The 24445-nt window shown below is 60.0% G+C and carries 18 protein-coding genes and 1 pseudogene; 14 read left to right on the plus strand and 5 right to left on the minus strand.

All coding sequences use genetic code 11. The annotated features are described in order from the left end of the window. Window positions 1-246: 246 nt before the first annotated feature. The 7 genes from HGO40_RS05315 (at window position 247) to HGO40_RS05345 (ending at window position 7837) form a co-directional block, all read left to right on the plus strand. Window positions 247-1194 (plus strand): choline ABC transporter substrate-binding protein, encoded by a 948-nt coding sequence (locus HGO40_RS05315; protein ID WP_186707122.1) that lies wholly within the window; start codon window positions 247-249, stop codon window positions 1192-1194. A gap of 71 nt (window positions 1195-1265) precedes the next feature. After that, on the plus strand, window positions 1266-2111 hold the full coding sequence (gene choW / locus HGO40_RS05320) for a choline ABC transporter permease subunit (RefSeq protein WP_014340605.1): 846 nt from the start codon (window positions 1266-1268) through the stop codon (window positions 2109-2111). Continuing rightward, window positions 2108-3331, plus strand: a complete 1224-nt coding sequence (gene choV, locus HGO40_RS05325; RefSeq protein ID WP_250962181.1) for a choline ABC transporter ATP-binding protein — start codon at window positions 2108-2110, stop codon at window positions 3329-3331. Before choW ends, choV begins: the two co-directional genes overlap by 4 nt. Window positions 3332-3358: 27 nt before the next feature. Beyond that, window positions 3359-4297, plus strand: coding sequence for a LysR substrate-binding domain-containing protein (locus tag HGO40_RS05330; RefSeq protein WP_250962182.1), 939 nt, complete (start codon window positions 3359-3361; stop codon window positions 4295-4297). A gap of 139 nt (window positions 4298-4436) precedes the next feature. Beyond that, a complete protein-coding gene (locus HGO40_RS05335) occupies window positions 4437-5693 on the plus strand; it encodes an aromatic ring-hydroxylating oxygenase subunit alpha (RefSeq protein ID WP_250962183.1) in 1257 nt (418 codons plus the stop codon). A 9-nt stretch (window positions 5694-5702) separates the two neighbouring features. Continuing rightward, window positions 5703-6839: an FAD-binding oxidoreductase gene (locus HGO40_RS05340; protein WP_250962184.1), complete on the plus strand. Its 1137-nt coding sequence runs from the start codon at window positions 5703-5705 to the stop codon at window positions 6837-6839. Window positions 6840-6922: 83 nt separating this feature from the next. Continuing rightward, window positions 6923-7837: a LysR substrate-binding domain-containing protein gene (locus HGO40_RS05345; RefSeq protein WP_186731011.1), complete on the plus strand. Its 915-nt coding sequence runs from the start codon at window positions 6923-6925 to the stop codon at window positions 7835-7837. 13 nt (window positions 7838-7850) lie between these two features. Here HGO40_RS05345 and HGO40_RS05350 read toward each other — a convergent pair whose 3' ends face one another. Continuing rightward, window positions 7851-8291, minus strand: coding sequence for a hotdog fold domain-containing protein (locus HGO40_RS05350; protein ID WP_053121459.1), 441 nt, complete (start codon window positions 8289-8291; stop codon window positions 7851-7853). Window positions 8292-8454: 163 nt separating this feature from the next. On the opposite strand from HGO40_RS05350, the gene HGO40_RS05355 reads away from it, so the two are divergent. The 3 genes from HGO40_RS05355 (at window position 8455) to HGO40_RS05365 (ending at window position 11108) form a co-directional block, all read left to right on the plus strand. Then, window positions 8455-9087, plus strand: a complete 633-nt coding sequence (locus HGO40_RS05355) for a TetR/AcrR family transcriptional regulator (protein WP_250962185.1) — start codon at window positions 8455-8457, stop codon at window positions 9085-9087. Window positions 9088-9377: 290 nt separating this feature from the next. Further along, the gene (locus tag HGO40_RS05360) at window positions 9378-10256 is read left to right on the plus strand and encodes a glycosyltransferase family 2 protein (RefSeq protein WP_250962186.1); all 879 of its coding nucleotides are present in this window, start codon (window positions 9378-9380) and stop codon (window positions 10254-10256) included. Next, on the plus strand, window positions 10257-11108 hold the full coding sequence (locus tag HGO40_RS05365) for an NAD-dependent epimerase/dehydratase family protein (RefSeq protein WP_250962187.1): 852 nt from the start codon (window positions 10257-10259) through the stop codon (window positions 11106-11108). Between the two features lie 420 nt (window positions 11109-11528). Here HGO40_RS05365 and HGO40_RS05370 read toward each other — a convergent pair whose 3' ends face one another. The 4 genes and pseudogenes from HGO40_RS05370 to HGO40_RS05385 form a co-directional block, all read right to left on the minus strand. After that, complete coding sequence (locus tag HGO40_RS05370; protein ID WP_250962188.1) at window positions 11529-13682, minus strand: glycosyltransferase; 2154 nt, start codon at window positions 13680-13682, stop codon at window positions 11529-11531. Continuing rightward, complete coding sequence (locus tag HGO40_RS05375; protein WP_250962189.1) at window positions 13675-14361, minus strand: 2OG-Fe(II) oxygenase; 687 nt, start codon at window positions 14359-14361, stop codon at window positions 13675-13677. Before HGO40_RS05375 ends, HGO40_RS05370 begins: the two co-directional genes overlap by 8 nt. Beyond that, window positions 14355-15875 carry a polysaccharide pyruvyl transferase family protein gene (locus HGO40_RS05380; protein WP_250962241.1) on the minus strand — a complete coding sequence of 507 codons (1521 nt, stop codon included), beginning with the start codon at window positions 15873-15875 and terminating at the stop codon, window positions 14355-14357. The genes HGO40_RS05375 and HGO40_RS05380 overlap by 7 nt, the downstream gene beginning before the upstream one ends. Then, window positions 15855-17078: pseudogene (locus HGO40_RS05385) on the minus strand (ABC transporter ATP-binding protein); the annotation flags it as partial. The gene HGO40_RS05380 and the pseudogene HGO40_RS05385, both read right to left, overlap by 21 nt. A gap of 186 nt (window positions 17079-17264) precedes the next feature. Between HGO40_RS05385 and HGO40_RS05390 the strand changes: the two are divergent. The 4 genes from HGO40_RS05390 (at window position 17265) to HGO40_RS05405 (ending at window position 24371) form a co-directional block, all read left to right on the plus strand. Then, the gene (locus HGO40_RS05390) at window positions 17265-18083 is read left to right on the plus strand and encodes an ABC transporter permease (protein WP_250962190.1); all 819 of its coding nucleotides are present in this window, start codon (window positions 17265-17267) and stop codon (window positions 18081-18083) included. 66 nt (window positions 18084-18149) lie between these two features. Further along, window positions 18150-20669 carry a glycosyltransferase gene (locus HGO40_RS05395; protein WP_250962191.1) on the plus strand — a complete coding sequence of 840 codons (2520 nt, stop codon included), beginning with the start codon at window positions 18150-18152 and terminating at the stop codon, window positions 20667-20669. A 258-nt stretch (window positions 20670-20927) separates the two neighbouring features. Then, complete coding sequence (locus HGO40_RS05400) at window positions 20928-23336, plus strand: phospholipid carrier-dependent glycosyltransferase (protein ID WP_250962192.1); 2409 nt, start codon at window positions 20928-20930, stop codon at window positions 23334-23336. Window positions 23337-23348: 12 nt separating this feature from the next. Beyond that, window positions 23349-24371: a glycosyltransferase family 2 protein gene (locus HGO40_RS05405; protein WP_250962193.1), complete on the plus strand. Its 1023-nt coding sequence runs from the start codon at window positions 23349-23351 to the stop codon at window positions 24369-24371. Window positions 24372-24445: the final 74 nt, after the last annotated feature.

Below are 24445 nucleotides of genomic sequence, written 5' to 3' on the forward strand. Positions count from 1 at the left end.
TCTGCGTGTCAGAGGTCCATCGGGGGCGGAAAAAATCTGTAAACGACGTCACCGACACTGGATGCGACCATCCCTGTACTGGATACGACCCACCCTGTAGGCGTCAGATTTGCGCTGGTACATGATCGGTTACGGCTCGTTTGCAAGGCCGCGTGTCAGAAGAGTGCCCACGCGCCACCAACCGCAACATCCATAAGCGCGGTTGTCCTGACCGGACACCGCCGATAAAACACCAGGAGTCCACCCATGAAAGGTTCCAAGCCGTTGTTGTTGGCCGCCATGCTGAGTCTTCCGATGCTGGCCAACGCCGCAGAACCCGAAAAGTGCAGCACCGTCAACTTCTCCGATGTCGGCTGGACCGACATTACCGTGACCACGGCGACCACCAGCGTGGTGCTGGATGCGCTGGGCTACAAGACCAAGACCACCATGATTTCCGTGCCGGTGACCTACAAGTCCCTGGCCGATGGCAAGAACATGGACGTGTTCCTCGGCAACTGGATGCCGACCATGGAAAACGACATCAAGGCCTACCGCGAAGCCGGCACCGTGGAAACCGTGCGCACCAACCTCAAGGGCGCCAAGTACACCCTCGCCGTGCCCCAGGGCCTGTATGAGAAGGGACTGAAAGACTTCGCCGACATCCCCAAATTCAAGAAAGAACTCGACGGCAAGATCTACGGCATCGAGCCGGGCAACGACGGCAACCGCCTGATCCAGAGCATGATCGAAAAGAACGCCTTCGGCCTGAAGGACGCCGGCTTCAAAGTCGTCGAGTCGAGTGAAGCGGGCATGCTCTCGCAGGTCGATCGCGCCGCCAAGCGTGGCACCGACGTGGTGTTCCTCGGCTGGGCCCCACACCCGATGAATACCCGTTTCAAAATCCAGTACCTGACCGGCGGCGACGATTTCTTCGGCCCCGACTTCGGTGCCGCGACCGTGGCGACCAATACCCGCAAGGGCTACAGCCAGGAATGCAGCAACGTCGGCCAGCTGTTGAAAAACCTGGAGTTCACCGTCGACATGGAAAGCACGCTGATGGGCAACGTGCTCGACGACAAGATGAAACCTGAGGCCGCCGCCAAGGCCTGGCTGAAGAAAAACCCACAGGTACTCGATACCTGGCTCGCTGGCGTGACCACCATTGACGGTAAACCTGGCCTGGAGGCCGTGAAAGCCAAGCTTGCGCAATAACTGCTTATGTTATGCCGGGCGAGTTCGCTCGCCCGGGCTGTTTATTCCCTTGCATGCGGACGTTCACTACCATGCTTATTGATCAGAAAATACCCTTGGGCCAGTACATCGCGGGCTTTGTCGAATGGTTGACGCAAAACGGCGCCAACACCTTCGACGCAATCGCGCTGTTCCTGGAAACGATGATTCACGGCGTGACGTTTGCGCTGACCTGGTTCAACCCCCTGGCCCTGATCGGCCTCATTGCGCTATTGGCGCACTTCATCCAGCGCAAATGGGGCCTGACTGTATTTGTCATCGCGTCCTTTCTACTGATTCTCAACCTGGGTTACTGGCAAGAGACCATGGAAACCCTCGCCCAGGTGCTGTTCGCGACCCTGGTTTGCGTACTGATCGGCGTGCCGCTGGGCATCGTTGCCGCGCACAAGCCGATGTTCTACACGATGATGCGTCCGGTGCTCGATCTGATGCAGACCGTACCGACCTTCGTCTACCTCATTCCTACCCTGACCCTGTTCGGTCTGGGTGTGGTCCCGGGCCTGATCTCCACGGTGGTGTTCGCGATTGCCGCGCCCATCCGCCTGACCTACCTGGGCATCCGCGACGTCCCGGACGAACTGATGGACGCCGGCAAAGCCTTCGGCTGCTCCCGTCGCCAGCTCCTGTCGCGCATCGAACTGCCCCACGCCATGCCAAGCATCGCCGCCGGTATCACCCAGTGCATCATGCTGTCGTTGTCGATGGTGGTGATCGCCGCGCTGGTGGGCGCCGATGGCCTGGGCAAACCCGTGGTCAACGCATTGAACACCGCCGATATCGCCCTGGGCTTCGAAGCCGGCCTGGCGATCGTCCTGCTGGCGATCATGCTCGACCGAATCTGCAAACAACCCGACGCCAAAGTAGGGGGTGACGCATGAGCATAATTCGCTTTGAAGACGTTGACGTGATCTTCGCCAGGGACCCTCGCGAGGCCCTCAAGCTGCTCGACCAGGGCATGACCCGCAACGAAATCCTGAAGAAAACCGGGCAAATCGTCGGCGTGGAAAAAGCCAGCCTGGACATCGAGAAAGGCGAAATCTGTGTCTTGATGGGCCTGTCCGGCTCCGGCAAATCCAGTCTGCTGCGCTGCATCAACGGCTTGAACACCGTCAGCCGCGGCAAGCTGTTCGTCGAGCACGAAAACCGGCAGATCGACATTGCATCCTGCACCCCCGCCGAGCTGAAGATGATGCGCACCAAGCGCATCGCCATGGTGTTCCAGAAGTTCGCCCTGATGCCTTGGCTGACAGTGCGCGAGAACATCAGCTTCGGCCTGGAAATGCAGGGCCGCCCGGATAAGGAACGGCGCAAGCTGGTGGATGAAAAACTGGAGCTGGTGGGCCTGACCCAATGGCGCAATAAAAAACCCCATGAGCTGTCCGGCGGCATGCAGCAACGGGTCGGCCTGGCCCGCGCCCTGGCGATGGACGCCGACATCCTGCTGATGGACGAACCGTTCTCGGCCCTCGACCCATTGATCCGCCAAGGCTTGCAGGATGAGTTGCTCGACCTGCAGCGCAAGCTGCACAAGACTATCGTGTTCGTCAGCCATGACCTGGACGAAGCCCTGAAGCTGGGCACGCGCATCGCCATCATGAAAGACGGCAAGATCATCCAGTACAGCAAGCCTGAAGAGATCGTACTGAACCCGGCCGACGACTACGTGCGCAACTTCGTCGCCCACACCAACCCGTTGAATGTGCTGTGCGCGAAAAGCTTGATGACCCCGCTGGGCCAGTGCGTTTTCGCCCGCGACGAATATTGCCTGGATATGGCTCAAAACCTGTGGATGGTGGTCACTGCGCAGCGTCATTTGAGCAGCGTGCGAAAAGGCGCCACGACCGCACACGTCCAATCCTGGAATCCGACCCAGGCCATCGGGACCTTGGCTCGGCAACCGACGTGCGTGCCGCCGACCACGACCATGCGCGACGCCCTGCAGATTCGCTACGAAACCGGCCACCCCCTCATCGTGCAGGACAAGGCCGGTGCCGTCCTGGGCATCGTGGGCGACGGTGAACTGTATCGGGCACTGCTGGGGCATAACCTGTCACACCCGGTGCTTGCTGAACCCGCAGCAGAATCTTCGGTGGCGTAAGTCACGGCACGGCGTTGGAACACTTCTATGCAACCCAGCGATATCGATAAAAAGGTCAAGGGCTATCGGCGGCTGATACCGTCGATGACGGCGCTGCTGGAGTTCGAGGCGGTGGCGCGGCTGGCGAGCTTCACCCTGGCGGCCCAGGAACTGGGCGTGACCCAGGCGGCCGTCAGCAAACAGATCCGTTTGTTGGAAGAGACCCTGGAGACCAAGCTGTTCCATCGGCTTCATCGAGCGATCAAGCTGACTCATGAAGGTTATGTCCTGCACCTGGTCGTCGCGGAGTCCATACACCGCATGGCCAGTGTCTTCGACAAGATTGCCGAGGGTATTGGTGAGCAGGAGATCACCATCGCCTGCACCGAGGCGTTTTCGCACTTGCGAATACTCCCCAGGTTGACCGCGCTACGCACCCTGCAACCCAAGCTGAAATTGCGCTTGCTGACGCAGCAGGTCTCGCCCAGTTCATATCGCGATGACGTCGACCTGGCCATCCGTTTCGGCAATGGAAAATGGGAGGACGGAAGCTCGATTTTCCTCTTTGATGAAGAAGTCTTTCCCGTGTGTTCGCCGGCCTGGCTGGCCGCCAATCCGGCCCCTTCCTCCATTGCCGATTTCCTGGACACGGCGCTGATTGACTCCGATTCCACCCTGGAAGGCTGGATGACCTGGAACCGTTGGTGCCGGGAACTCGGTGATATGCGCCCCAAGCTCAGTTATTCATTTCGCTGCAGTTCCTACAACGATGCGATCCAGGCGGCCATGCAGGGCCACGGCATTGCACTGGGCTGGAGCCGGCTGATCGCGCACCGACTCAACAGCGGTGAGCTGATCAGAATCACGCCCTATGGGGTCAAGCAAAAAGACGCTTATTACCTGGTCATTCCAAGCGGTCGAAAACGTGAGTCCATCACCCAGGCACTGATCGACTGGCTGAGCGATGACAGCTACCTAAACCACTGATTATCAAGACGTTAAAGACCACTTCCAGGCATAACGCAAAGTTATGCGAACGTGAAAATAAAGCGCGTTGACGGTCTTATTGCACCTTCCCAAACTGTACTTGCCGCCTGATCAACCTTGAGTTTGAGCGAGACCCATAATGACTATCAATGCCGTGAAAACCCATCGTGCACTGCTGACCGACCGCACTCCCGGCCATGGCATGCCGGGTGGTTTGTTTGGTCGCCAGGATGTTTTTGAAACCGACGTCGAGATCTTTTTCACCCAGCATTGGATTCTGGTGGGGGTCACCAGCGCCGTCCCCGAACCCGGTGATGTCTCCACCCTCGATATCGGCAAGTCATCCATCCTCCTGGTGCGCGACGATGACGAGCAGGTGCAGGCCTTTCGCAATGTCTGCCGGCACCGCGGGGCTCGCTTGAAGCAGGCCGGCAAGTCGACGGTGGGCATGCTGGTCTGCCCCTACCACCAGTGGACGTATGACCTCGACGGCAGCCTGAAACATGCAGCGCACATGGGGCAGGCCTTCGACCCTAAATGCAAAAGCCTGATTCCCGTGCACACTCGGGTTGTCGGCACCCATGTCTTCGTTTGCCTGGGCGACGAACCACCAGAAGACATCCAGTACCTTGATCAGGTCATGACACCGCGTTTCGCTCAATATGACATCGCCCGTTCAAAAATCGCCTTCGAATCGGAAATCATCGAGAACGGCAATTGGAAACTGGTGATCGAGAATAACCGCGAGTGTTATCACTGCGCAGCCACCCACCCGGAATTGACCGCCTCGTTCCTGCCCGAAGATTTCGGTTTCTGCACCGATGGCCTGGGGGAGGACTCACTCCAGGCGCTGGCGGAGTATCACCGCCGCAATGCCGAGACCAAGGCCAACTGGGAGCGCGAAGGTTATATCTGCGACGCCGTCGAACATCTAGGTGAAGACGTCGTGACCCAGTTCCGCTCGCAGCGGCTGGCCATTGCCGGCAACGGCGAATCCCAGACCCTGGACACCCGTGTGGCGTGCACCCGGCTGTTCGGCGACCTCACCCGCCGCGACTTGGGCGACATGCATTTCTGGACCCACAACTCGTGGACCCATGTCATGAGCGACCACGCCGTGGTTTCCTACATCATTCCGTTGGCGCCCGACAAGACTCTGGTGCGCAGCAAATGGCTGGTCCATGCCGATGCCGTCGAAGGCGTCGATTACCACCTGGATAAGCTGACCGAAGTCTGGGTCGCGACCAACCTGCAGGACGCCAGCCTCGTCGGCATCACCCACAGCGGCACCCAGGATCCGGCCTACACCCCCGGGCCGTTCTCGGCCTTTACCGAAACCTATGTCGACCAGTTCTCGCGCTGGTACGCGGCGCGCCTCGCCGCCCACGGCGTGTGAGGAATGAACATGACGACTTACGAACACCTGACGCGCCCTGGAAACGCCAGCGCGGTCCAGCGTTTCACCAACCCGACCACCTGGGGCACGTTCGGTGCGCAGTGGCACAGCGGCGAGCAGAAAATCCTGCAATGCTGCGCCGTACGCCAGGAGACCCACGATGTCAGGACGTTCATTTTTCGCTGTGCGGACTTCAGCGCCCTTAGTTTCGAGCCCGGTCAATTCATCACGATCTCGCCGGTCATTGGCGGGCAAACCATTGCCCGCTGCTACACCCTGTCGTCCTCCCCGACACGGCCCGTTGCATTTTCCATCACCGTCAAGCGCGTACCGGGGGGCGTGGTGTCGAACTGGCTGCATGACCACCTCAAGGCCGGCGATAGCCTGAAGGCGTCCGGCCCAGCAGGCAGCTTTACGCCGGTCGGCCATCCGGCCAACAAGTTGTTGTACCTGTCCGCCGGCTCCGGCGTGACGCCGTTGATGTCGATGACCCGGGCCGCATGCGACATGGCTGGCAACCTCGACATCGTATTCGTGCACAGCGCCCGCACGCCCACCGACATCATCTTCCACGGGGAATTGACGCGCATACAGGCGGCCATGACGGGGCTGCGGGTCATCAGTATTTGCGAAGGGCTTGGCGACGCCCCTCAATGGCAGCAACCGATAGGCCGGCTCGACTTGTCGTTGCTGAGCCAGCAAGTGCCGGACTACAAGGAGCGGGAGATCTTCACCTGCGGTCCCCAGGGGTACATGGAAGCGGTCAAGTCGCTGCTCAGGGAAGCAGCGTTCGATTTCGCCCACTACCATCAGGAAAGCTTCGACATTGCCGCACTGAATGAGCAACCGTTGATCGAGCAGGCCGCTTCGCTCGATCGGCCAGCCGAGTTCACCGTGACCCTGTCGCGCTCCGGCAGGAAATTCAGCATGGCGGCCAATCAGACCGTGCTGTCCGCCGCCAAGAAAGCCGGCGCCATCGTGCCCTCCTCCTGCAGCCAGGGCGTGTGTGGTACCTGCAAGACCGCCCTGCTCCAAGGCACGGTGGACATGAATCACAACGGCGGCATCCGGCAGCGGGAAATCGACAAGGGCCTGCGTTTGCTGTGCTGCAGCAAGCCCACTTCCGACCTGGTGCTTGATCTTTAGCCGTTCCTCGCTAATTAGGTAGTCACTGCACGCCGGCTTCTGCACAATCTCCGTGCGCCTAACATTGATAAGACTGAAGCCTGATGAAACTGCAACCCTTGCCGCCACTCAACAGCCTGGTGGCGTTCGAGGCCGCCGCCCGCCACTTGAGCTTCACCATGGCGGCACGGGAACTGAACGTCACCCAAGGCGCCATCAGCCGCCAGGTACGCTTGCTCGAAGATTATCTGGGCACGGCACTGTTCACCCGCACGACCCGGGAAATCAACCTCACCGCCACCGGCAGCCAGTATTACGAAAGCGTGCGCGACACGCTGCAGCACATCGCCCAGGCCACCGCGGGCATACGCCATTGGCAAGGTGCGCAGCAAGTCACGGTGGTCACCAGCACGGCGATGGCGTCGCTATGGCTGCTGCCGCTGGTGTCGCAGTTCCAGCGCCAGAACGAGGAGATTGACCTGCGCATCATCGCGACGGATCAAGTCAGTGATTTTTCCCGGCTCGACTGTGACCTGGCGCTGTATTACTGCAGCACGCCGCCAAAAAACATGAAAGTCACGCCGCTGTTCAACGAGGAGATTTTCCCGGTGTGCAGCCCCGCTTATCTGGCGCAACACCCGGAAATCGAGACACTGGAGCAATTGGGTGGATGCACCTGGTTGTGGCTGGAAGACCAGCACAGCGACTGGATTGGCTGGAAAGAATGGTTCCAGCGTCTTGGCTACCCAGCGCCAGAACCTCGACGGCGCATCAATATCAACAGCTACGCCATGCTGATCCAATCGGCCCTGGCTGGGCAAGGGATCGCCCTGGCGTGGTCGGGCCTGCTCAGCAATCACCTGCAAACCGGCAACCTGGTGCGGCCAACGCACGCCATCCTGCGCACCGACGCGCAGTTCTGCCTGCTGGAACCCCAAGGCCGGGCCCCGAACAGACAAAGCGTCAACCGCTTCCGCCAGTGGCTGATGGCCCATCTGGCAGAAACGGTCGACGCTTGATGGGCCGGGCGATCTAGCCGATTTTCACGTTCATGGTGATGCGCGCCGTGAAGACCTTTACCCCCGCCTCGTCGAAGATCTCGACCGGGACAATCTTGTCGCCCGAAGTCTGCCAGTCGATGTCGCTGCCGTCGGCAATCGCGTGGATGGAGGTCTTGGCCTTGGCCAGGTATTCGACAGTCATGCCTTTGGGAATCCAGCGAGCGCCGCTGGGGATGGACACCTCGGTCATCATGCCGCCGGCCAGCTCTGCCGCGTTACACAGTGCGATGGCGTGAACGGACGCCAGGTGATTGGTGATTTCCTTGCGAAACGGCACCTTCACTTCGCCGCGACCGGGGGCCAACACCGAAATTTCCGGGTTGATGGTGCCGAAGTACGGGGCCATCTGGCAGGCCATATTGCTGAACGCGGACGGACCGACGCTTTGGTACATGCTGAGAGTCTGGCTCATGGCGTATCTCTGGTCAGGTGGGCTGGAGTCATGAACAGAACATTACTCGATTACAGAATTATGCTCTGTTACAGAACAATATTCTGTAATCTGCCACGCTGTCAATCGCTCGTGCCAAGCCTTCGTTTCAATTAACATGGCCCCTTTTTGCCCGGGCCGAAAAATGGAACCTGTCGATCTCCTCGAGCGCTGTTACCCAGGGCGTCGTGCCGAGTCCAAGCGGCATATCCTTCGATGTGCCTTGGCACTGTTCAATCAACAGGGCATAGAAGCGACCACCATCGATATCATCCGTGGCGAAAGCGAGATGAGCGTGGGGGCCATTTATCACCATTTCGAGAACAAGGAAGGTTTGGTCGCGGCGTTGTACATGACCGCCCTGGACGATCAGGCACGGCTCAGGGACAGCTACCTTGGTGCTGTCGCGTCGACCCGGGAGTGGGTGCATGCCCTGGTGTTCAGCTACGTGGATTGGGTGGTCAGCCAACCCGATTGGGCACGGTTCCAGTACCAGGCGCGCTTTGCGGTCGCGCGCAGCAGCTTCAACGAGCGGCTCGCCGAGGCGAATCTGGCCAGGAACGCCGAACTGAAGAAATGGTTCAGTGACCCGGCCCACCGGCAGGATCTGCAGGACCTGCCTTTCGAGCTGATCCCGTCACTGATCATCGGCTCGGCGGAAAGCTACTGTCGCGCCTGGCTCTCTGGCCGCGTCAAACGCAGCCCTGAAGGCTACCGGCAGCAGTTGGCCGAGGCCGCTTGGCGTGCCGTTGGCATGCACGCCGGCACCTCGTCCTGAAGGTTCTGAGCCCCCCGAACAGATTCATTGCATAGCGGCCCAGCCCTAGTGGCCTGTGTGGCTAATTCGTGCACTCGAATTAACCGTACAGGCCACTAGTTGCGCGCCGTCGGCATGGCGCGATGGCCGAAACTGGTCGATGGCCGCGAACCTGCTATCTTTGAAACAAACCTGAGTAGTTGCGATCCCATACGTATCCAGGTTTGTACAGGGAGTAACGAAGTTTGGAAGCAGTGGAACTGCTCGCTGTTGATGAATGGGCACCATCATGTCTACGTGGCGATTGTGATGTGATCATCGTCAACTACAACGCCGGTGAGCTTTTGCTGGCGAGTGTAGGGTCGGCGTTTGCCGCCGGGGCCTCCCGCGTGATCGTGGTGGATAACAACTCCCACGATGACAGCCTGGTGCAGTTGGAGCGAATCCACCCTGCCGGCGACTCGCTTCAGATCGTCCGCAATACCGCCAACCTCGGCTTTGCCGTGGCGTGCAATCAAGGTGCTCGCCTGTCTGCGGCCCCCAACGTTTTTTTCTTGAACCCGGACACCGAACTGGCCGCCAATGCCATGGACCGCATGCTGCAGGCACTGCGCAGCTCGCCCGAAATCGGCATGGTCGGAGGTTTCCTGTGCAATCCGGACGGCAGCGAGCAAGCCGGTGGACGCCGGGTGTTTCCAACGCCCAGACGCGCCTTCATGCGAGCTTTCGGGCTTTCGCGACTCTCGACGCTTTTCCCATCGCTGTTATCCGATTTTTTATTGCATAAGGAACCGCTACCCAGCGCCCCCACTGTCGTTGAAGCCATCTCCGGAGCTTGCATGCTGGTCAAGCGTGAAGCGATCGAGAGCGTCGGGCTGTGGGACGAAGACTATTTCCTTCATTGCGAGGACCTGGACTGGTGCATGCGCTTCCATCAGGCCGGCTGGCGCGTACTGTTCGTGCCGGATGCCCGGGTGATGCATGTGTTCGGCGGTTGCAGTCGTGATCGACCTTATTTCGTCGAATGGCACAAACACTTGGGGTTCCTGCGTTTCTATCGCAAGTTTTTCCGTCGTAAATACCCTGCCGTCCTGTGGATCAGCGTGGTGATCGGGGTCTGGTTTCGATTCAGCCTGGTGGTCCTTCGCCACGCCACCACCCGGCTTAAGCATGCATGGGACCTTCGATAATTGCGGCTAGGCGTATTGGGCGGCACCAGCCTCCTGGGCGAGCGCGCCCTGCCATTGCTGGCCCATGCCGGTCACTCGACGAGCGCCTTTGCCCGAAGCCTGCCCAGCGTGTCCTGCCCCGGGGTCACCTGGCGAAAGGCTGACGACTGGCACGGACTGGCGCTGGACACCTTCCTGTCATTCGCGCCCCTCTGGGTGCTACCCGACTACCTGGAGCGCCTTGCCGGCACCCAGGTCAAACGTGTTGTCGCCCTCTCATCCACCAGCCGTTTCGGAAAGCACGCATCGCCCGACGCTCGGGAACGGGACGTGGCGCAACGCTTGATACGTGCAGAAGAACAGCTTGAGCAGTGGGCGGTCGAACGGCAAATCGAATGGGTAATCCTGCGACCGACCCTGATCTATGGTTTTGGCCGCGACAAGAATATTTCGGAAATCGCGCGGTTCATTCAACGCTTCGGATTTTTCCCACTGATCGGAGGCGGCACCGGGTTGCGCCAGCCGGTGCATGGGGATGACGTCATCCGGGCGTGCCTGTCCGCCGTGAGCACGCCTGACCTGCCCAGTGGCGCCTACAACCTCTCGGGGGGAGAGGTCCTGTCTTATCACACCATGGTCAGGCGTATTTTCCAGGCCATGGGACGCCCGGAGCGAACACTGCCCCTCCCTGCCCCGGTATTGAGCCGGGCCGTTTCGATCATGCGCTGCCTGCCACGCTACCGACATCTTTCCAGCGCGCTGGTGGCGCGGATGAATGAGGATCTGGTGTTCGATCATTCCCACGCCAGTGATCGACTTGGCTTTGCGCCCAGGGCGTTTCAACTGATGGAAGAGGACTTGCCTGGGCGCTGAGGCGGCTGACGGCGGTGGGTCAGCTGCAGGGATGTTGAGTTGACGGGCCCCATCGCGAGCAAGCTCGCTCCCACAAGGGTATCTGTGGTGCATGCAATACCTGGAACACCTCAAAAAACGGTGGGAGCGAGCTTGCTCGCGATGGCGGAGGGTCAGTTTGCGGTGATGTTGAATACCCACAAGGTTTTTTGGGTACTGCACGACCCTGTGGCGAGGGAGCTGGCGCCCGCTGGGTCGCGTAGCGGCCCCAAAAAAACGATGAGCGCTGCGCACTCAAGCGGGAGCAAGCTCCCTCGCCACAAAAACTATCCAGCCATCACGCCACAGATTGATCAACGGTAAACCCTGTGGGAGCGAGCTTGCTCGCGATGGCGGCGTGACCGTCGACGAGGATGTTGAAGGTGATGGCCCTGTGGCGGCTTAACCCTTCTCCCCCAGCTCGCTGCGGTGAACATGGGCTTGCCAAGCGCCCCATTTGCTTTCGAAGTACGCCTGGTTCTTGTCCCAGAGGGCCTGGTACTCGCCACTGGCGATCAGCTTCCTGAACGAGGCCTGCCCGTAGTGATGGATAAACGCATCTTCGGCGCAGACCGTCCGATATCCGGCCGCCTGCACGCGACGGCTGTAGTCGTCGTCCTCGAACATCCCGATCCCGAATGCCTCATCCAGATACCCCACCTCTTCGAGGACGCTGCGGCGAAAGGCAACACAAAACATCGCCAGCATCGAGATATCGAATGAGCGTCCCTTGCGGGTTTCGGTGTAGCGGTCTGCAAAGTCTTGCATCTGTTGAATGTCGGTATAGGAAACCTCGATTTTCGCTTCGTTGCCGACCGCATTCGTGACCGGCCCGACCAAGCCGATACTCGGATCCCGCACATGCCTGACCAGCGGGTCCAGCCAGCCGCCAGGCACGACCGTGTCGTTGTTGAGCAGCAGCAGCACGTCACCATCGGCTTCGCGCAAACCCTGGTTGTTCGCCGCGGCAAAGCCCCGGTTGTCCGGGTTCAGGATGATCTTCGCGCTCGGCACCGCTTGGCGCAGGCGTTCAAGATAATCACCTGTCCCATCGTCCGAGCCATTGTCGACAACAATGAGCTCGTAATGGGGCCAGGTGGTGTTACGCAGAATGCTGTTGACGCATTGAATGGTCAGGTTGAGGTTGTTGTACGTCACGAGCACGATCGAGACTTTTTCGTACAGGCCGACGATAGCCAGGTGCATGCTATTGAAGCGATCCTTCCAATCATTGGCCCGGGCCAGCTCCACGCGCCGTTTGTACAGGACCAGGTCGCGTTCGGCCAAGGCACGCTCGATCTGCTCGAGGAACTCATCGACCCCGGTGGCGAAGTACAGCAGGTCTTTATAGATGCTCATCTCCGTCAGTGGCGTAGAGATCACCGGCTTGCCTGCGCTGATGTACTCGTAGAACTTCACCGGATCAACCGCATGCGTCACGTTGTAGAGCCTGAAGGGAATCAGGCAGGCATCGAAATGATCCAGGTAAAGCGGCATTTGCGAGTACGGCTTGTGGCCCAACAGCTGCACATTGGGCTTGTGCTCGAGCCCCGTCAGATCCTCGACGAAAATGTCCCCCACCAGGACGAAGTTCCACGCTGGCCGCCGGTCCGCCAGCGCCGCCAGCAAGGGATAATCAAGCCACTGGGCCAGGGCACCGTAGTAACCAATGACAGGCCCGACAAGCCCGCTCAACACATCATTGGTAAAACAGTGCTGCCGGAAAAAAGCGAAATCCACCGCGTTTCGGACCAACACACAGCGTGGGTTGTAGGCACACCATTTTTCGTAAAGCAACGCGGCGGAAACGGTCACCAGGTCGGCCTGGGCAATCAGGGTCTTTTCCTCGCTCAGCAACTGTTCGCCGATGTTCGGAAAGCCATCCCAGTCATCCATGCAGTCGTAGTGAATGCGCCAGCCGTGCATGGCGCGCAGGCTGAGTGCCACCGGGCTCCAGTAGGCGATATGCACCACCGAGAGGGCGGTCCTGATCTGCATGTCGGCAACCAACGCAGCCAAGGCTCGCAGCAAGGCTTGATGATTCTGAGGCGTCACGGTCTTTTCGTAATACGCCTCTTGCGCGTCGCGCTGCAAGGCCACTTCAAAGACATTGGGCGCCACCGACGCCAATCGATAAAGCTGCCCCTGCTCCGGCACAACGGAGGGGACGATGTAAAACACCCGATAACCATTGTTCGCAAACTGGCTCATCAACTGCTGCGGTCGCTGAAAGCGCGCGGCCCACTCGATGTTGGCGAAGCAGAGAATATCCAGGCGTCCTTTCGTCGCAAAATCAGGCTCCACCGTAACGTTTGGCAACGGCTCCGGTGCTGCCGGGTAGACGATTGCCGCAGCCGTTTCGGGAAATTCCCGGGTGGCGGCAAAACCATAACGCATCACCCGGAACAGTGAACGCAGGGGACGGGTGAAACGCCACGAACGGGTGTTTTGCAGGAAGTCGACTTTCGCCAGGGCGATATCGCGCGCGTTGATGGCCGCATCCCGTTGAGCCAAGGCGGCATCGCGGTCGATCAAGGCGCTGTCGAGTTTAAGCACGTGGGTACCCATGCAGCGGCGTGCTGTCACCCGGCGGCCACAGGGAACTAACGGAGCCCGGCCGGTAGAACGTCGCCGTCAGGCTGCGGCGGGAAGATTGGCAGCCACTCACCACGGGAGTGACGGCATGCCAGGAATGGTCCGAGCGCACCAGGATCGCCGAATTGCCCACCAACGGCTCGATCTCGGCCGCCACGGCGGTGGGATCGTTGCGGTGCAGGATGGTCAGGCAGCCGCCGTCGTTGCGGTCCCAGGACTCATTGAAATACAGGATATGGGTGACCAGTTTGTCGGGCAGGTCCGGATGGGCTCCCAGGCTCGCACCGGGGCCGTAATGAAAGACGTTGACCTCCATCGGCACACTGCGCAGATCGATCCCGCTCAGCTCCGACATGGCCTCTCGATAGGCGGCCGAGCCGAGGTCCTGTGCCAGTCGCAACCACGCCTCGCTCAGTTCTTCGGGAAACGCGATGGTAGGGGTGCCCATGCTTACCAGGGCCCGCGCCTCATAGTCATAGTTTTTCTCGCCACCGTAACCACTCACCGTCTTGAAGTGATCGTGAGGAAAGGTTGCCGCCAACGCGGCGGCATCCTCGGTCGAATACAGATTGCCGATTTCAGCCCATGAGAACGGATGGGCCTTTAGCGCCGCTGGCGTGAGACGAGAGAGATCTAGCATTGTCGGTTCTTGTTCGCTGTCAGGTTTCGGATACCACGGGCGATGGAACGCAGTGGTGCGGTCATTCGGAATGAATTGGAGTTCTGCAACTCAAGCATCCTGGCGTCACTGAGGGCCAGTTGCTGGCTGAGCTGGACAATCCGTTGCTGCTGGACGAGCTCCTGCGCCGCAAGGCTTTGTGCCGGTTCGATGCTGGCCGGCTCTGGCACGACAGGGCTTGCCGGCCGTTCAGTCGACACGGGGTCACGGCCCTCGGCTGCGGCTTCAAGCAGATTGGGCAGATGCTGTAGAAACGCTCCCAACACCGGCTGGGACGCTGTTTTACCCTGGCGAATGATCGCCGCGACCCGGTCCCAATGCTCGACCAACTGATCCGCCGCCGCACGCGCCGCGGGCGATGGACAGGTCTTGCCCACGCGGGCGAGCAACCATGGCGGATCGATCGTCGCCACGTCCGGCAAGGCGTGGAGCGAGTCGAACCCCGCCAGCGCCGTGTATTTGCCCGTGGTCAGGTCCGCCGAGCAAAACACCGGGACGCCAAACGCCAAAGCGGTGATCGCCAGGTGGTAGCTATGGCCGATGACCGCTTGGGCCTGGCTGAGAATTTCCGCCATCAGCAATGGCTCTGGCCAGAACGACAAGGTAACGGCCCCCGGCAGGCGCCCGGCAATGACCGACGGATCGTCCCCAAGGACGGGGCCAATCGGCACCACCAGGAACTGATAGCCCTGGAATGCCTCGGCGTGGTCTTCGAACAGTTTTATAAAGGATTCCACCACGTGAATGGCGTGGATCACGATGTAGGGCCCGGGCAGCCCGGCCTGTTCGCGCAGGCCAATGAACTCGGCCGAGGGTTGCTGCTCATCGATCAGGCGGGGCAAGCCAAACGCGGTATCGGGCAGCACTTCGATCTCGGCCTGTTGAGCCAGCGCGGCGAGGGTATCGCGCGACAGTGCATCTCGCACGCGCACGTACTGGCTCTGCTCAAGGGTCATTTTCAATAGCGGCCTGGCCCAGTCGGGAATATCGTTGCAATGCATCCCGGGGGCATTCCACATGACCGGGACCGCGTGTTGCAGCGCGATGAGCGCAGGGGTCAGCCAATAACCGGTGGGGTGGTGGATATCGGCGGTTGTCGGACCATAGCCGTGGGCAACGACTTTATCGAAGCGGATCAGGAAACCACCGCCAATCAAGACCCCATCCAGGCTCGCCGCGACACGGGGCAACTCCGTCAGCGATGTCACCGCATAAGGCCATTGCGGTCGGGTTTTCCCGTGGTAGGAAAACCGATGCAGGTTGACAGAACCCAAGCGCCGGGTCAGCTCCGCCTCGGCGATGATCGGAAACAGCAGATCACCGTAGTTTTCCACGTCAAAGGTGCCGAATATGGCGACCTGCCACGTGCGCGTGTCCGGGTGCTCCGTCAAAACCTGTTCTCCTTGAGCGGCGCAGACCTTGGGAGGTGGTTCAACCGGTCGAGGGTCGATCCGCTGCAACCCCAGGTCAACCATGCCCAAGAAGCTCTTGTGGTTCGGCAGCATGTCGAACGCCAAGGGCGCGACCTGCTTTTCGATCAGTTGCGAGGTGTCTTCCGTCGCGCCGTGCAACAGCTTGAGGGTGACATGATAGCGCCCCTCGGCGAGGTTGGCCGGGAAGCGCACCGTGATCGCCGCACGCCGCCAGCCGTTTTCGGGCGGGCTGGGTTGCAGTGCGAAGTTGCCCCCGCCGATCACCAGCAGCCTGGCCTCCTGGATAGTGAAGCTGATGTTCGGTTGCGTGATCGATTCATGCAGCAACGCCTCGACGCGAATCTCGATATCGTCGCCATACAGGTAGCTGGACGAAAGTTGCTGGGTATTGGTGAAGCAGGCAGCACTGATGTGCCCCTCTTCGGTCCCGAAGGCCATACCCTCCTGCCTGCCCATGAATGACTTGCGCGTCACCGGTATCACGCCACCACTGGCCCAGCGACGTTGCTCGTCCCGCATGTCGAGCAAGTGCAGCTCGGCCATTTCATCGGGCGAGCCGCTGGCCACGACCCGGCCTGCGCGCAGGTAGATGACCCGGTGGCAGAAGCGCTTGACCATGCTCATGTCATGGGAGACGAACAGCAGCGTCGTGCCTTTGGCAGCCAGTTCTTCCAGCCGGTTCAGGCATTTGAATTGAAAAGAGGCATCGCCAACGGATAGGGCCTCGTCGACGATCAGGATCTCCGGCTCGACACAGACCGAAACGGCGAAGGCCAACCGTACCAGCATCCCGCTGGAATAGATCTTGGTGGGCTGGTCGATGAAGTCGCCGATATTGGCGAAGGCGATGATGTCATCGAAACGAGCGTCGATTTCCGAGCGATCCAAGCCCAGCACCGCCGCATTCACATAGACGTTTTCGCGACCGGTGAACTCCGGGTTGAAACCGGACCCCAGCTCGAGCAACGCCGCAATCCGACCATTGCCCTGGACGCTGCCCCGGGTCGGCATCAACGTCCCGCAGATCAGTTGCAACAAGGTGGATTTGCCGCTGCCGTTACGGCCGATGATACCGACGGTCTCCCCCCTTGCGATGGTCAGCGAAACATCGTCCAAGGCCCAGAACTCGCGATAGAAACGCTTCCTGCCGCGCACCAGCATCTGCAATAGACGGTCCTTGGGCGCATCATAAATCTGGTAACACTTGCTCAGGTTTTCGGCACGAATGGCCACTTCAAACGACATCGACAAAACCCTTCCATGAATCACGGCCATTATTGCGGCGCTACTCAATCAGTCCTTCGCTGGGAACTGCGGATGAGTTAAGCACAGATGGGGAAAAAAACTTCGAATGAACCTGCACGTGGTCTACCCTCCAATGAGGACGCGACACAGGGAGCATCCGAATATTGCCTTAAGGATCAAGCACCAATGCAGTCGTTCAGCACGTCCCCCACCGCCATGATCAAGAGTGTCCTGGTCAATCGAATCCTGATCTACGTATTGATCCGCAGAGAAGTCATCGGGCGCTACAAGGGTTCGATGCTCGGCGTCTTGTGGTCGTTCTTCACTCCGGTTTTCATGCTGGTGGTCTACACCTTCGTGTTCAGTGTCGTCTTCAAGGCCCGCTGGTCGGGCGGCGGTGAATCCAAGAGCGAATTCGCCCTGGTACTGTTCGCGGGCGTGTTGGTCTTCAACCTGTTTTCCGAATGCGTGAGCCGTGCGCCGGGCCTGGTGCTGGCCAATACCAACTACGTCAAGAAGATCGTGTTCCCACTGGAAACCCTGCCCCTGGTGTCGCTCGGCGCAGCGCTGTTCCACATGGCGGTCAGCGTCCTGGCCTGGCTGATCTTTTATGTCGTCCTGTTCGGAACGCCACCGATAACGGCCCTTCTATTGCCATTGGTGCTTTTTCCCTTGGTGCTGATGCCGCTGGGTCTCTCCTGGTTTCTCGCCTCGATCAGCGTCTACCTGCGTGATATCGGCCAGTTCATCGGCATCATCATCACGGCGATGCTGTTTCTCTCGCCGATTTTCTATCCGCTCTCGACGCTTCCGCAGAGCTATCAGGCCGCGTTGCAGGCAAACCCACTAACGCTGCCGGTGGAAATGGTTCGCGATGTGCTGTTCTGGGGCCGGCCGCCGCAATGGACCTATCTGGCGGCTTATTCGGCCATTTCCGTGCTGATTGCCTGCGCCGGGTTTGCCTGGTTCCAGCGGACCCGCAAAGGCTTTGCCGACGTTATATGACATTGTTGCGTGGCGCCCCGCTCAGCACCCGCTATGCTGATTCATGCCACGGCTGGAGCCTGGCTGGTGACTGACGCACACATCAATCCTGAAGACCGAGTGTGCGTCGCCGTATTGACCAAAGGACCAGAAAACCGCATGGACCAGATCAACCGTCTTGTTGATTGCATTGACCAACTGACTCGCTCAACACAATCCAGAACCATTGAAACCTTGCAGTTGGTCAAGGAAATCGAGAATCGAGATCGGCTTATCGAACAACTGAACCTTGGTTCGAAAGCGCTTCGCACCCGTCTGTCGCTCCAAGAAGGCAAGACCGGGCGACTGCGCGAGCAACTGCGGGTGGCCGAACAGCGCCTCAAGGACGCCGAGGCATTAATCCAGACCAAGGAAAAAGAGGCTGTCGTGCTTTCCGATTGGGCGGTGGATCTGCGTGCCCAACTGGCGGCCAAGCAAGCCGAGCTGTTCAAGCTTTCCGACTGGGGCAACGCCATCGAACGTGCACCGCTGCGTTATTCGATACGCAAGCAGTTGTATAAATTATCGCGCCAGGTCTACGCCTGGTTGCCACTCACCGCACAGCAGAAAAGCAAGCTGGCGCGTCGGCTTCGAAGTTGGTTGAAACCCGGCAAGGCAACACCGGGCGAATCATCGGCAGACGCCAGTTCTGCGCTGCAATCTTTGCCACCGCCGGTAAACCTTGCAGTACCGTCCAGCCTCGGGCAGCCCACGATCCTGATGTTCGGCGTGATCGATTGGCACTTTCGCATCCAACGCCCACAAAACCTGGCAAAGGAACTGGCCCGGGCCGGACAAACGACTTTTTATATCTCGAACAATTTCATCGACGACGAGGCCCCCGGCTTCGAAGCAGAGCCCTTGGAAGGCTCCAACCGGCTGTTCCAGATCCGTTTCAAGGTGCTCGGTGCACCGGCCATTTATCATGCCCCGCCGTCAGCGGCCGCGATCCGCCAGTTGTGCGAAGGCCTGGCCATGCTCCTGCAATCGGCGAACGTCAACGCGGCGGATTGCATTGTCCAGCACGCCTACTGGTTCCCGCTGGCCAGGCGAGTGCCAAACGCCACGCTGGTCTATGACTGCATGGATCACCACGAAGGCTTCGGCAACGTGGCCCAGGAACTGCTCGACCTGGAAATCGCCCTGATGCGCCGGGCCGATCTGCTGGTGGCGACATCCGACTGGATCGAACAACACGGCAAGCGGGAAAACCGTAACGTTGAGGTGATCCGCAACGCCTGCGAGTTCAGTTTCTTCAGCCGACGTCCCGACAAGGTCTACCGGGCCCCCGGCAACAGAAAGATCATCGGTTACTACGGCGTCATTGCCGAATGGTTCGACCTGGACCTGGTCAAGCGGGTCGCCCAGTCCTTCCCGCAGCACCTGATCCTGTTGATCGGCAGTGATATCGTCCAGGCAAATAGACTCTTCAAGGCCTTCCCGAATGTGGTCCTGGAGGGTGAAGTCCCGTATGCCTCCCTGCCTTACTACCTCCACGCCATGGACGTTTGCCTGCTTCCGTTCAAGGTCATGCCGTTGACCCTCGCCACCAACCCGGTCAAGGTCTATGAATACCTGAGCGCGGGGAAACCTGTGGTGTCGGTGAAACTGCCGGAGTTGAGCCAGTTTGGCAAACTGGTCTGGGCGGTTGAAGAGCCGACTGAGATCATCTCGACCCTACGCAGTGTCCTGGGCGCACTGCCGGAGGACAGCGCCACGCTGGCGGCCCGTCAATCGTTCGCCCGGGGCCAGACCTGGCAGCATCGGGCCGCCAGCCTGCGCGAGGCCATTGCAACCTTGCCCGTGCCCAAAGTCAGCGTCGTGGTGTTGACCTACAACAACCTCGAACTGACCAAGGCCTGCCTCGACAGCCTGTTGACCCAGAGCCAGTACCCGAACCTTGAAATCATCGTCGTCGATAACCACTCCAGCGACCAGACCCCGGCGTTCCTCACTGCCTGGGCCGACGGCCATCCAGACCGGATCGTGATCCTCAACCAGGACAACAAAGGATTCGCCGCCGGCAACAACCTGGGCCTCGCCGCGGCCAGCGGCGACTACCTGGTTATCCTGAACAACGACACGGTCGTCACCGCCGGCTGGATCAAAGGCTTGATCCGCCACCTGCAAGACCACAAGGAGATCGGCATCATTGGCCCGATCACCAACAACATCGGCAATGAGGCCAAAGTCAGCACCCGCTATGAGCGGATAGAAGACATGCCCGCCGAAGCCGCGCAAATGACCCGCGCCCGCATGGGCGAGTGGTTCGAGATCAACACCCTGGCGTTTTTCTGCGTGATGTTCCCGCGCTCGACCTACGAGCAGGTCGGTGGCCTGTGCGAAGAGTACGGCCTCGGGTTTTTCGAGGATGACGACTATTGCCGCCGCATACAGCGTCGTGGCATGCGCGCGGCCTGTGCCGAAGATGTTTTCGTTCATCACCACCTGTCCGCCTCGTTCAACACCTTGGGCGCCAGGAAAAAACAGGCACTTTTCGAAAAGAACCGGGCGATCTACGAAAGCAAGTGGGGATCCTGGGTCCCGCACACGTACCGAGACGCCTGAACGTCCTTCGCATGCAACGCTATTTACTCAAGGGAGCAGATGAATGTGTGGCGAGGGAGCTTGCTCCCGCTGGGCCTGTAGGAGCTGTCGAGCGAAGCGAGGCTGCGATCTTTCCCCGGACACTTGAATCCCAAGTGAAAGATCAAAAGATCGCAGGCTTCGCCAGCTCCTACAGAGCCCAGCGGGAGCAAGCTCCCTCGCCACGAATCTTTGGTTTGCCTTAATGGACAGTGTTGTCCCTTTAGCCGAGACGATATTTTGCCCAGATTCAGCCTGAAATATGCAGTAGTGCTGTTGGTTCTGCTGGTAAGTGCGGTGGTCGGTGTGTACGGTTTTTCGACGCTTGAACTGGCGTCCATGAACAGCAGTAGCCGGACGATATTGCTGTCAGTGGCAGTTCTCGCCGTCCTCACCGTCTTCACTCGCAAGCCACCGCTCATGCTTTGCCTGGGTTTACTGGCGTGCCTGGCCGTTGCCTGCGCGCAAGCTTGGCCGGTGATAGTGGTCGTAGTCTTCGCGCTGTCTGCCACGGTGCTCGGCAGGTGGATGCTCGGGCAAGTAGCCTCTGCCGACTGGAGTGTCCATCTGCTGGTAGGTGCCGGTACGTTCGGTACGCTAACGGGCCTGGCCGCGTATTGGCCGATCAACTACCCCTGGCTATATGGCGCGATGCTGTCGCTGCCGCTGCTACTGGGGCACAAGCACGTCACCGGGTCATGGCGTGAACTGCCGCGGCACATCCAGGCCACCCGCTCAGCACAAACACCCCTCCAGACCGGGCATGACGTCCTGATCGGCGGCTTTGCCTGCCTTTACGTGCTGGTCGCCTTCATGCCGGAGGTCGGGCATGACGCGTTGGCCATGCACCTGTTCGTCCCTTCACACCTGGCCCAGCGACATCAATGGTCATTCGATGCCAGCACTTATGTGTGGGCCGTCATGCCCATGCTGGCCGACTGGATCTACAGCATCGTCTATATGCTGGCCGGCGAAACAGCAGCGCGCCTGAGCAACAGCGCATTCACCTTGCTGCTGGCGTGGCAGATCCGCAACATGACCCTCTGGGCCGGAGGCTCTGCCACCAGTGCCCGCTGGGCAAGCCTGATCTTCCTCTCAACGCCCCTCGCCTTCGCCGAAAGCAGCAGCCTGCATATCGAGTCGGCGTGGACCGCCTTCATGCTGGCCGGCACCCTGGCGATCCTGAAGGTCACAAGCTTCACGCCGGATCCCAGGGAGCGCCTGTCGCAACTGTTCCTGGCCGGCGTCCTGCTGGGCTTCGCCCTGGCGACCAAGGCCGTGACGCTGAGCGTCCTGCCGGTCCTGCTGGTGATCCTGCTGGTGCAATTCAAGGCCTGGGTTGTGCCAGGCATCGTCAAGACGCTCCTGCTGGGCAGTGCCGGCCTGATCCTGGCCGGCGCCACTCCCTACCTCTGCGCCGGGGTCTTGACCGGCAACCCGGTGTTCCCGTTTTTCATCGCCATCTTCCATTCGCCGCTCTGGCCCGACATCAATTTCGAACCGCCGGCCACGTTCGGTACCGGGATGACCTGGGATACCCTCTATCGAATGGTCTTCAAGTCGCCTCAGTTCATCGAAGGGCGCGTCGGTGCGGCCGGCGTCCAGTGGCTGTTGCTGCCCACGGCCGCCGTCGCCGTGCTGGTGAGCGGCAACAGAAAAGCCCTGTGCATTCTCCTGGTTGGCGCCGGCGCGATGTTCACGACGTTCCACTCAACGGCCTACCTGCGTTATGTGTTCCCGTCCTTCGCGCTGTTTTCGGTGATCCTGGCCCTGCCCTTCTCCGACGCCAGGGTTTTCCCCCGCAGCCTCGCCATCGTCGCCGGTGCCCTGCTGGTCCTGGCCAATACCCGTTTCATTCAGGCCGCGACTTATTACGGCGACATCAGCCCCTCGGCACTGTTGAGCCAGGCAGGTCGGGAGGCCTATCTGTTGCAACGCCTGCCTATCCGGAAAATGGTCGACACCGTCAACGCCTTGAACAGCGGGGATCAGCCCGTGGCGGTCTTTGCGTCGCCGCTGATGGCCGGTTTGCACGGCGATGCCCTTTACGCATCCTGGTACAACCTGAAGTGGAAAAACGAATTCGATGCGGCGGCCTCACCCTCGGCGCTCACCCAGCGCTTGCGCCAGCGTCAGGTGAACTGGCTGCTGAGCGACCTCAAATCCCTTCCCCAGGCGCCTCTCGATCGGCTGCTCGCTGTGTCCACGTCGTCTGCCAGATTGGGTGACCTGGACCTGCGCAAACTCAACGTCACGCACGATGAACGCCTGCTCAACCCGGAGCTGTCCAGCCTCGAAGGCTGGAGCCTGACGTCACCCTCGGCGTATGACGCGGCGCGCAAGATCCTGACCGTCAACGTCAACACACCGGCCACGCAGCGGGTCGAAGTGACACCGGGACTGACGTACATCAACAGCGTGTCCGCACGCTGCGCAACAACGGCCACCACCGGCAGAATCCAGGCCAATTGGATGGACGACCAAGGCGATTTCATCACCGCCAGCATCGAGACATTTGACTGCACCACGCAATGGGAGACCCATGAAATGAGCGTCGTTGCCCCTGCAAATGCCACGTCCGCGATCATCTATGCGTCCGGGCATACCGACACTCCCGTGGCATTCAGGTCACTTTCATTCAGGCAATAGTGGGCGATATCGATGAACTCAAAAACCGAGCTTTTCACGGATGAACAGCGAGTCGCCGTCGTCATCCCCAGCTATCGGGTCACCGCGCACATTGTCGGCGTCATCGACGCCATAGGGCCGGAGGTCTGGCGCATCTATGTCATCGACGATGCCTGCCCGGACGGATCAGGCGGGCATGTCCAGGCCTCCTGTAACGACTCCCGGGTCAAAGTGCTGCCCCATGACGTCAACAAAGGCGTCGGTGGTGCGGTCATGACCGGCTATCGGGCAGCCCTCGCCGACGGTGCCAGTATCATCGTCAAAGTCGCCGGGGATGGTCAGATGGATCCGACGCTGATCCCGCTGTTCATCGAGCCGATCCTGGCGGGTGAAGCCGACTACACCAAGGGCAATCGATTTTTCAATCTGGAAGAAGTGCAATCGATGCCGCGGCTGCGCCTGTTCGGCAACGCCGTGTTATCGCTGATGGCCAAACTGTCGACGGGTTACTGGGATCTGTTCGACCCTACCAATGGCTACACGGCGATCCACCGTGACGTCGCCCGGCTGCTACCCCTGGACAAGGTCAGCCAGCGCTATTTTTTCGAGACCGACATTCTGTTCCGCCTGAACACGGTGCGCGCCGTCGTGGTGGACATTCCCATGGAGGCCCGCTACGGCGACGAAGTCAGCCACCTCAAGATTTCGAAGATCGTGGGCGAATTCCTTTTCAAGCACCTGCGCAATTTCACCAAGCGCGTGCTCTACAACTACTATTTACGCGACATGTCCCTGGCGTCGATCGAGCTGCCGATCGGCATTCTGATGTTGTTGTTCGGCATCTTCTTCGGCAGTTATCACTGGTATGAATCGGCGCAGAATAGCGTCGCGACGCCCGCCGGCACCGTGATGCTCAGCGCCCTGCCCATGCTCATGGGGTTGCAGTTGATCATGGCGTTCCTCGGTTACGACATCGCCTCGGTACCCAGCAGGCCACGGCAATCCAGGCGCGGTAAAGCAACGTCATTGCGGGAAGAAAACTCATCAAAGCGCTAAGGGATTTTTTATCGGACCCGTCGCTCAAGGCATTGGATGTCGATGGCCTTGAACGACTCGCACTTCACGGCAAA

This window comes from Pseudomonas sp. CG7, assembly GCF_023701885.1.
GTDB lineage: Bacteria > Pseudomonadota > Gammaproteobacteria > Pseudomonadales > Pseudomonadaceae > Aquipseudomonas > Aquipseudomonas zanjanensis.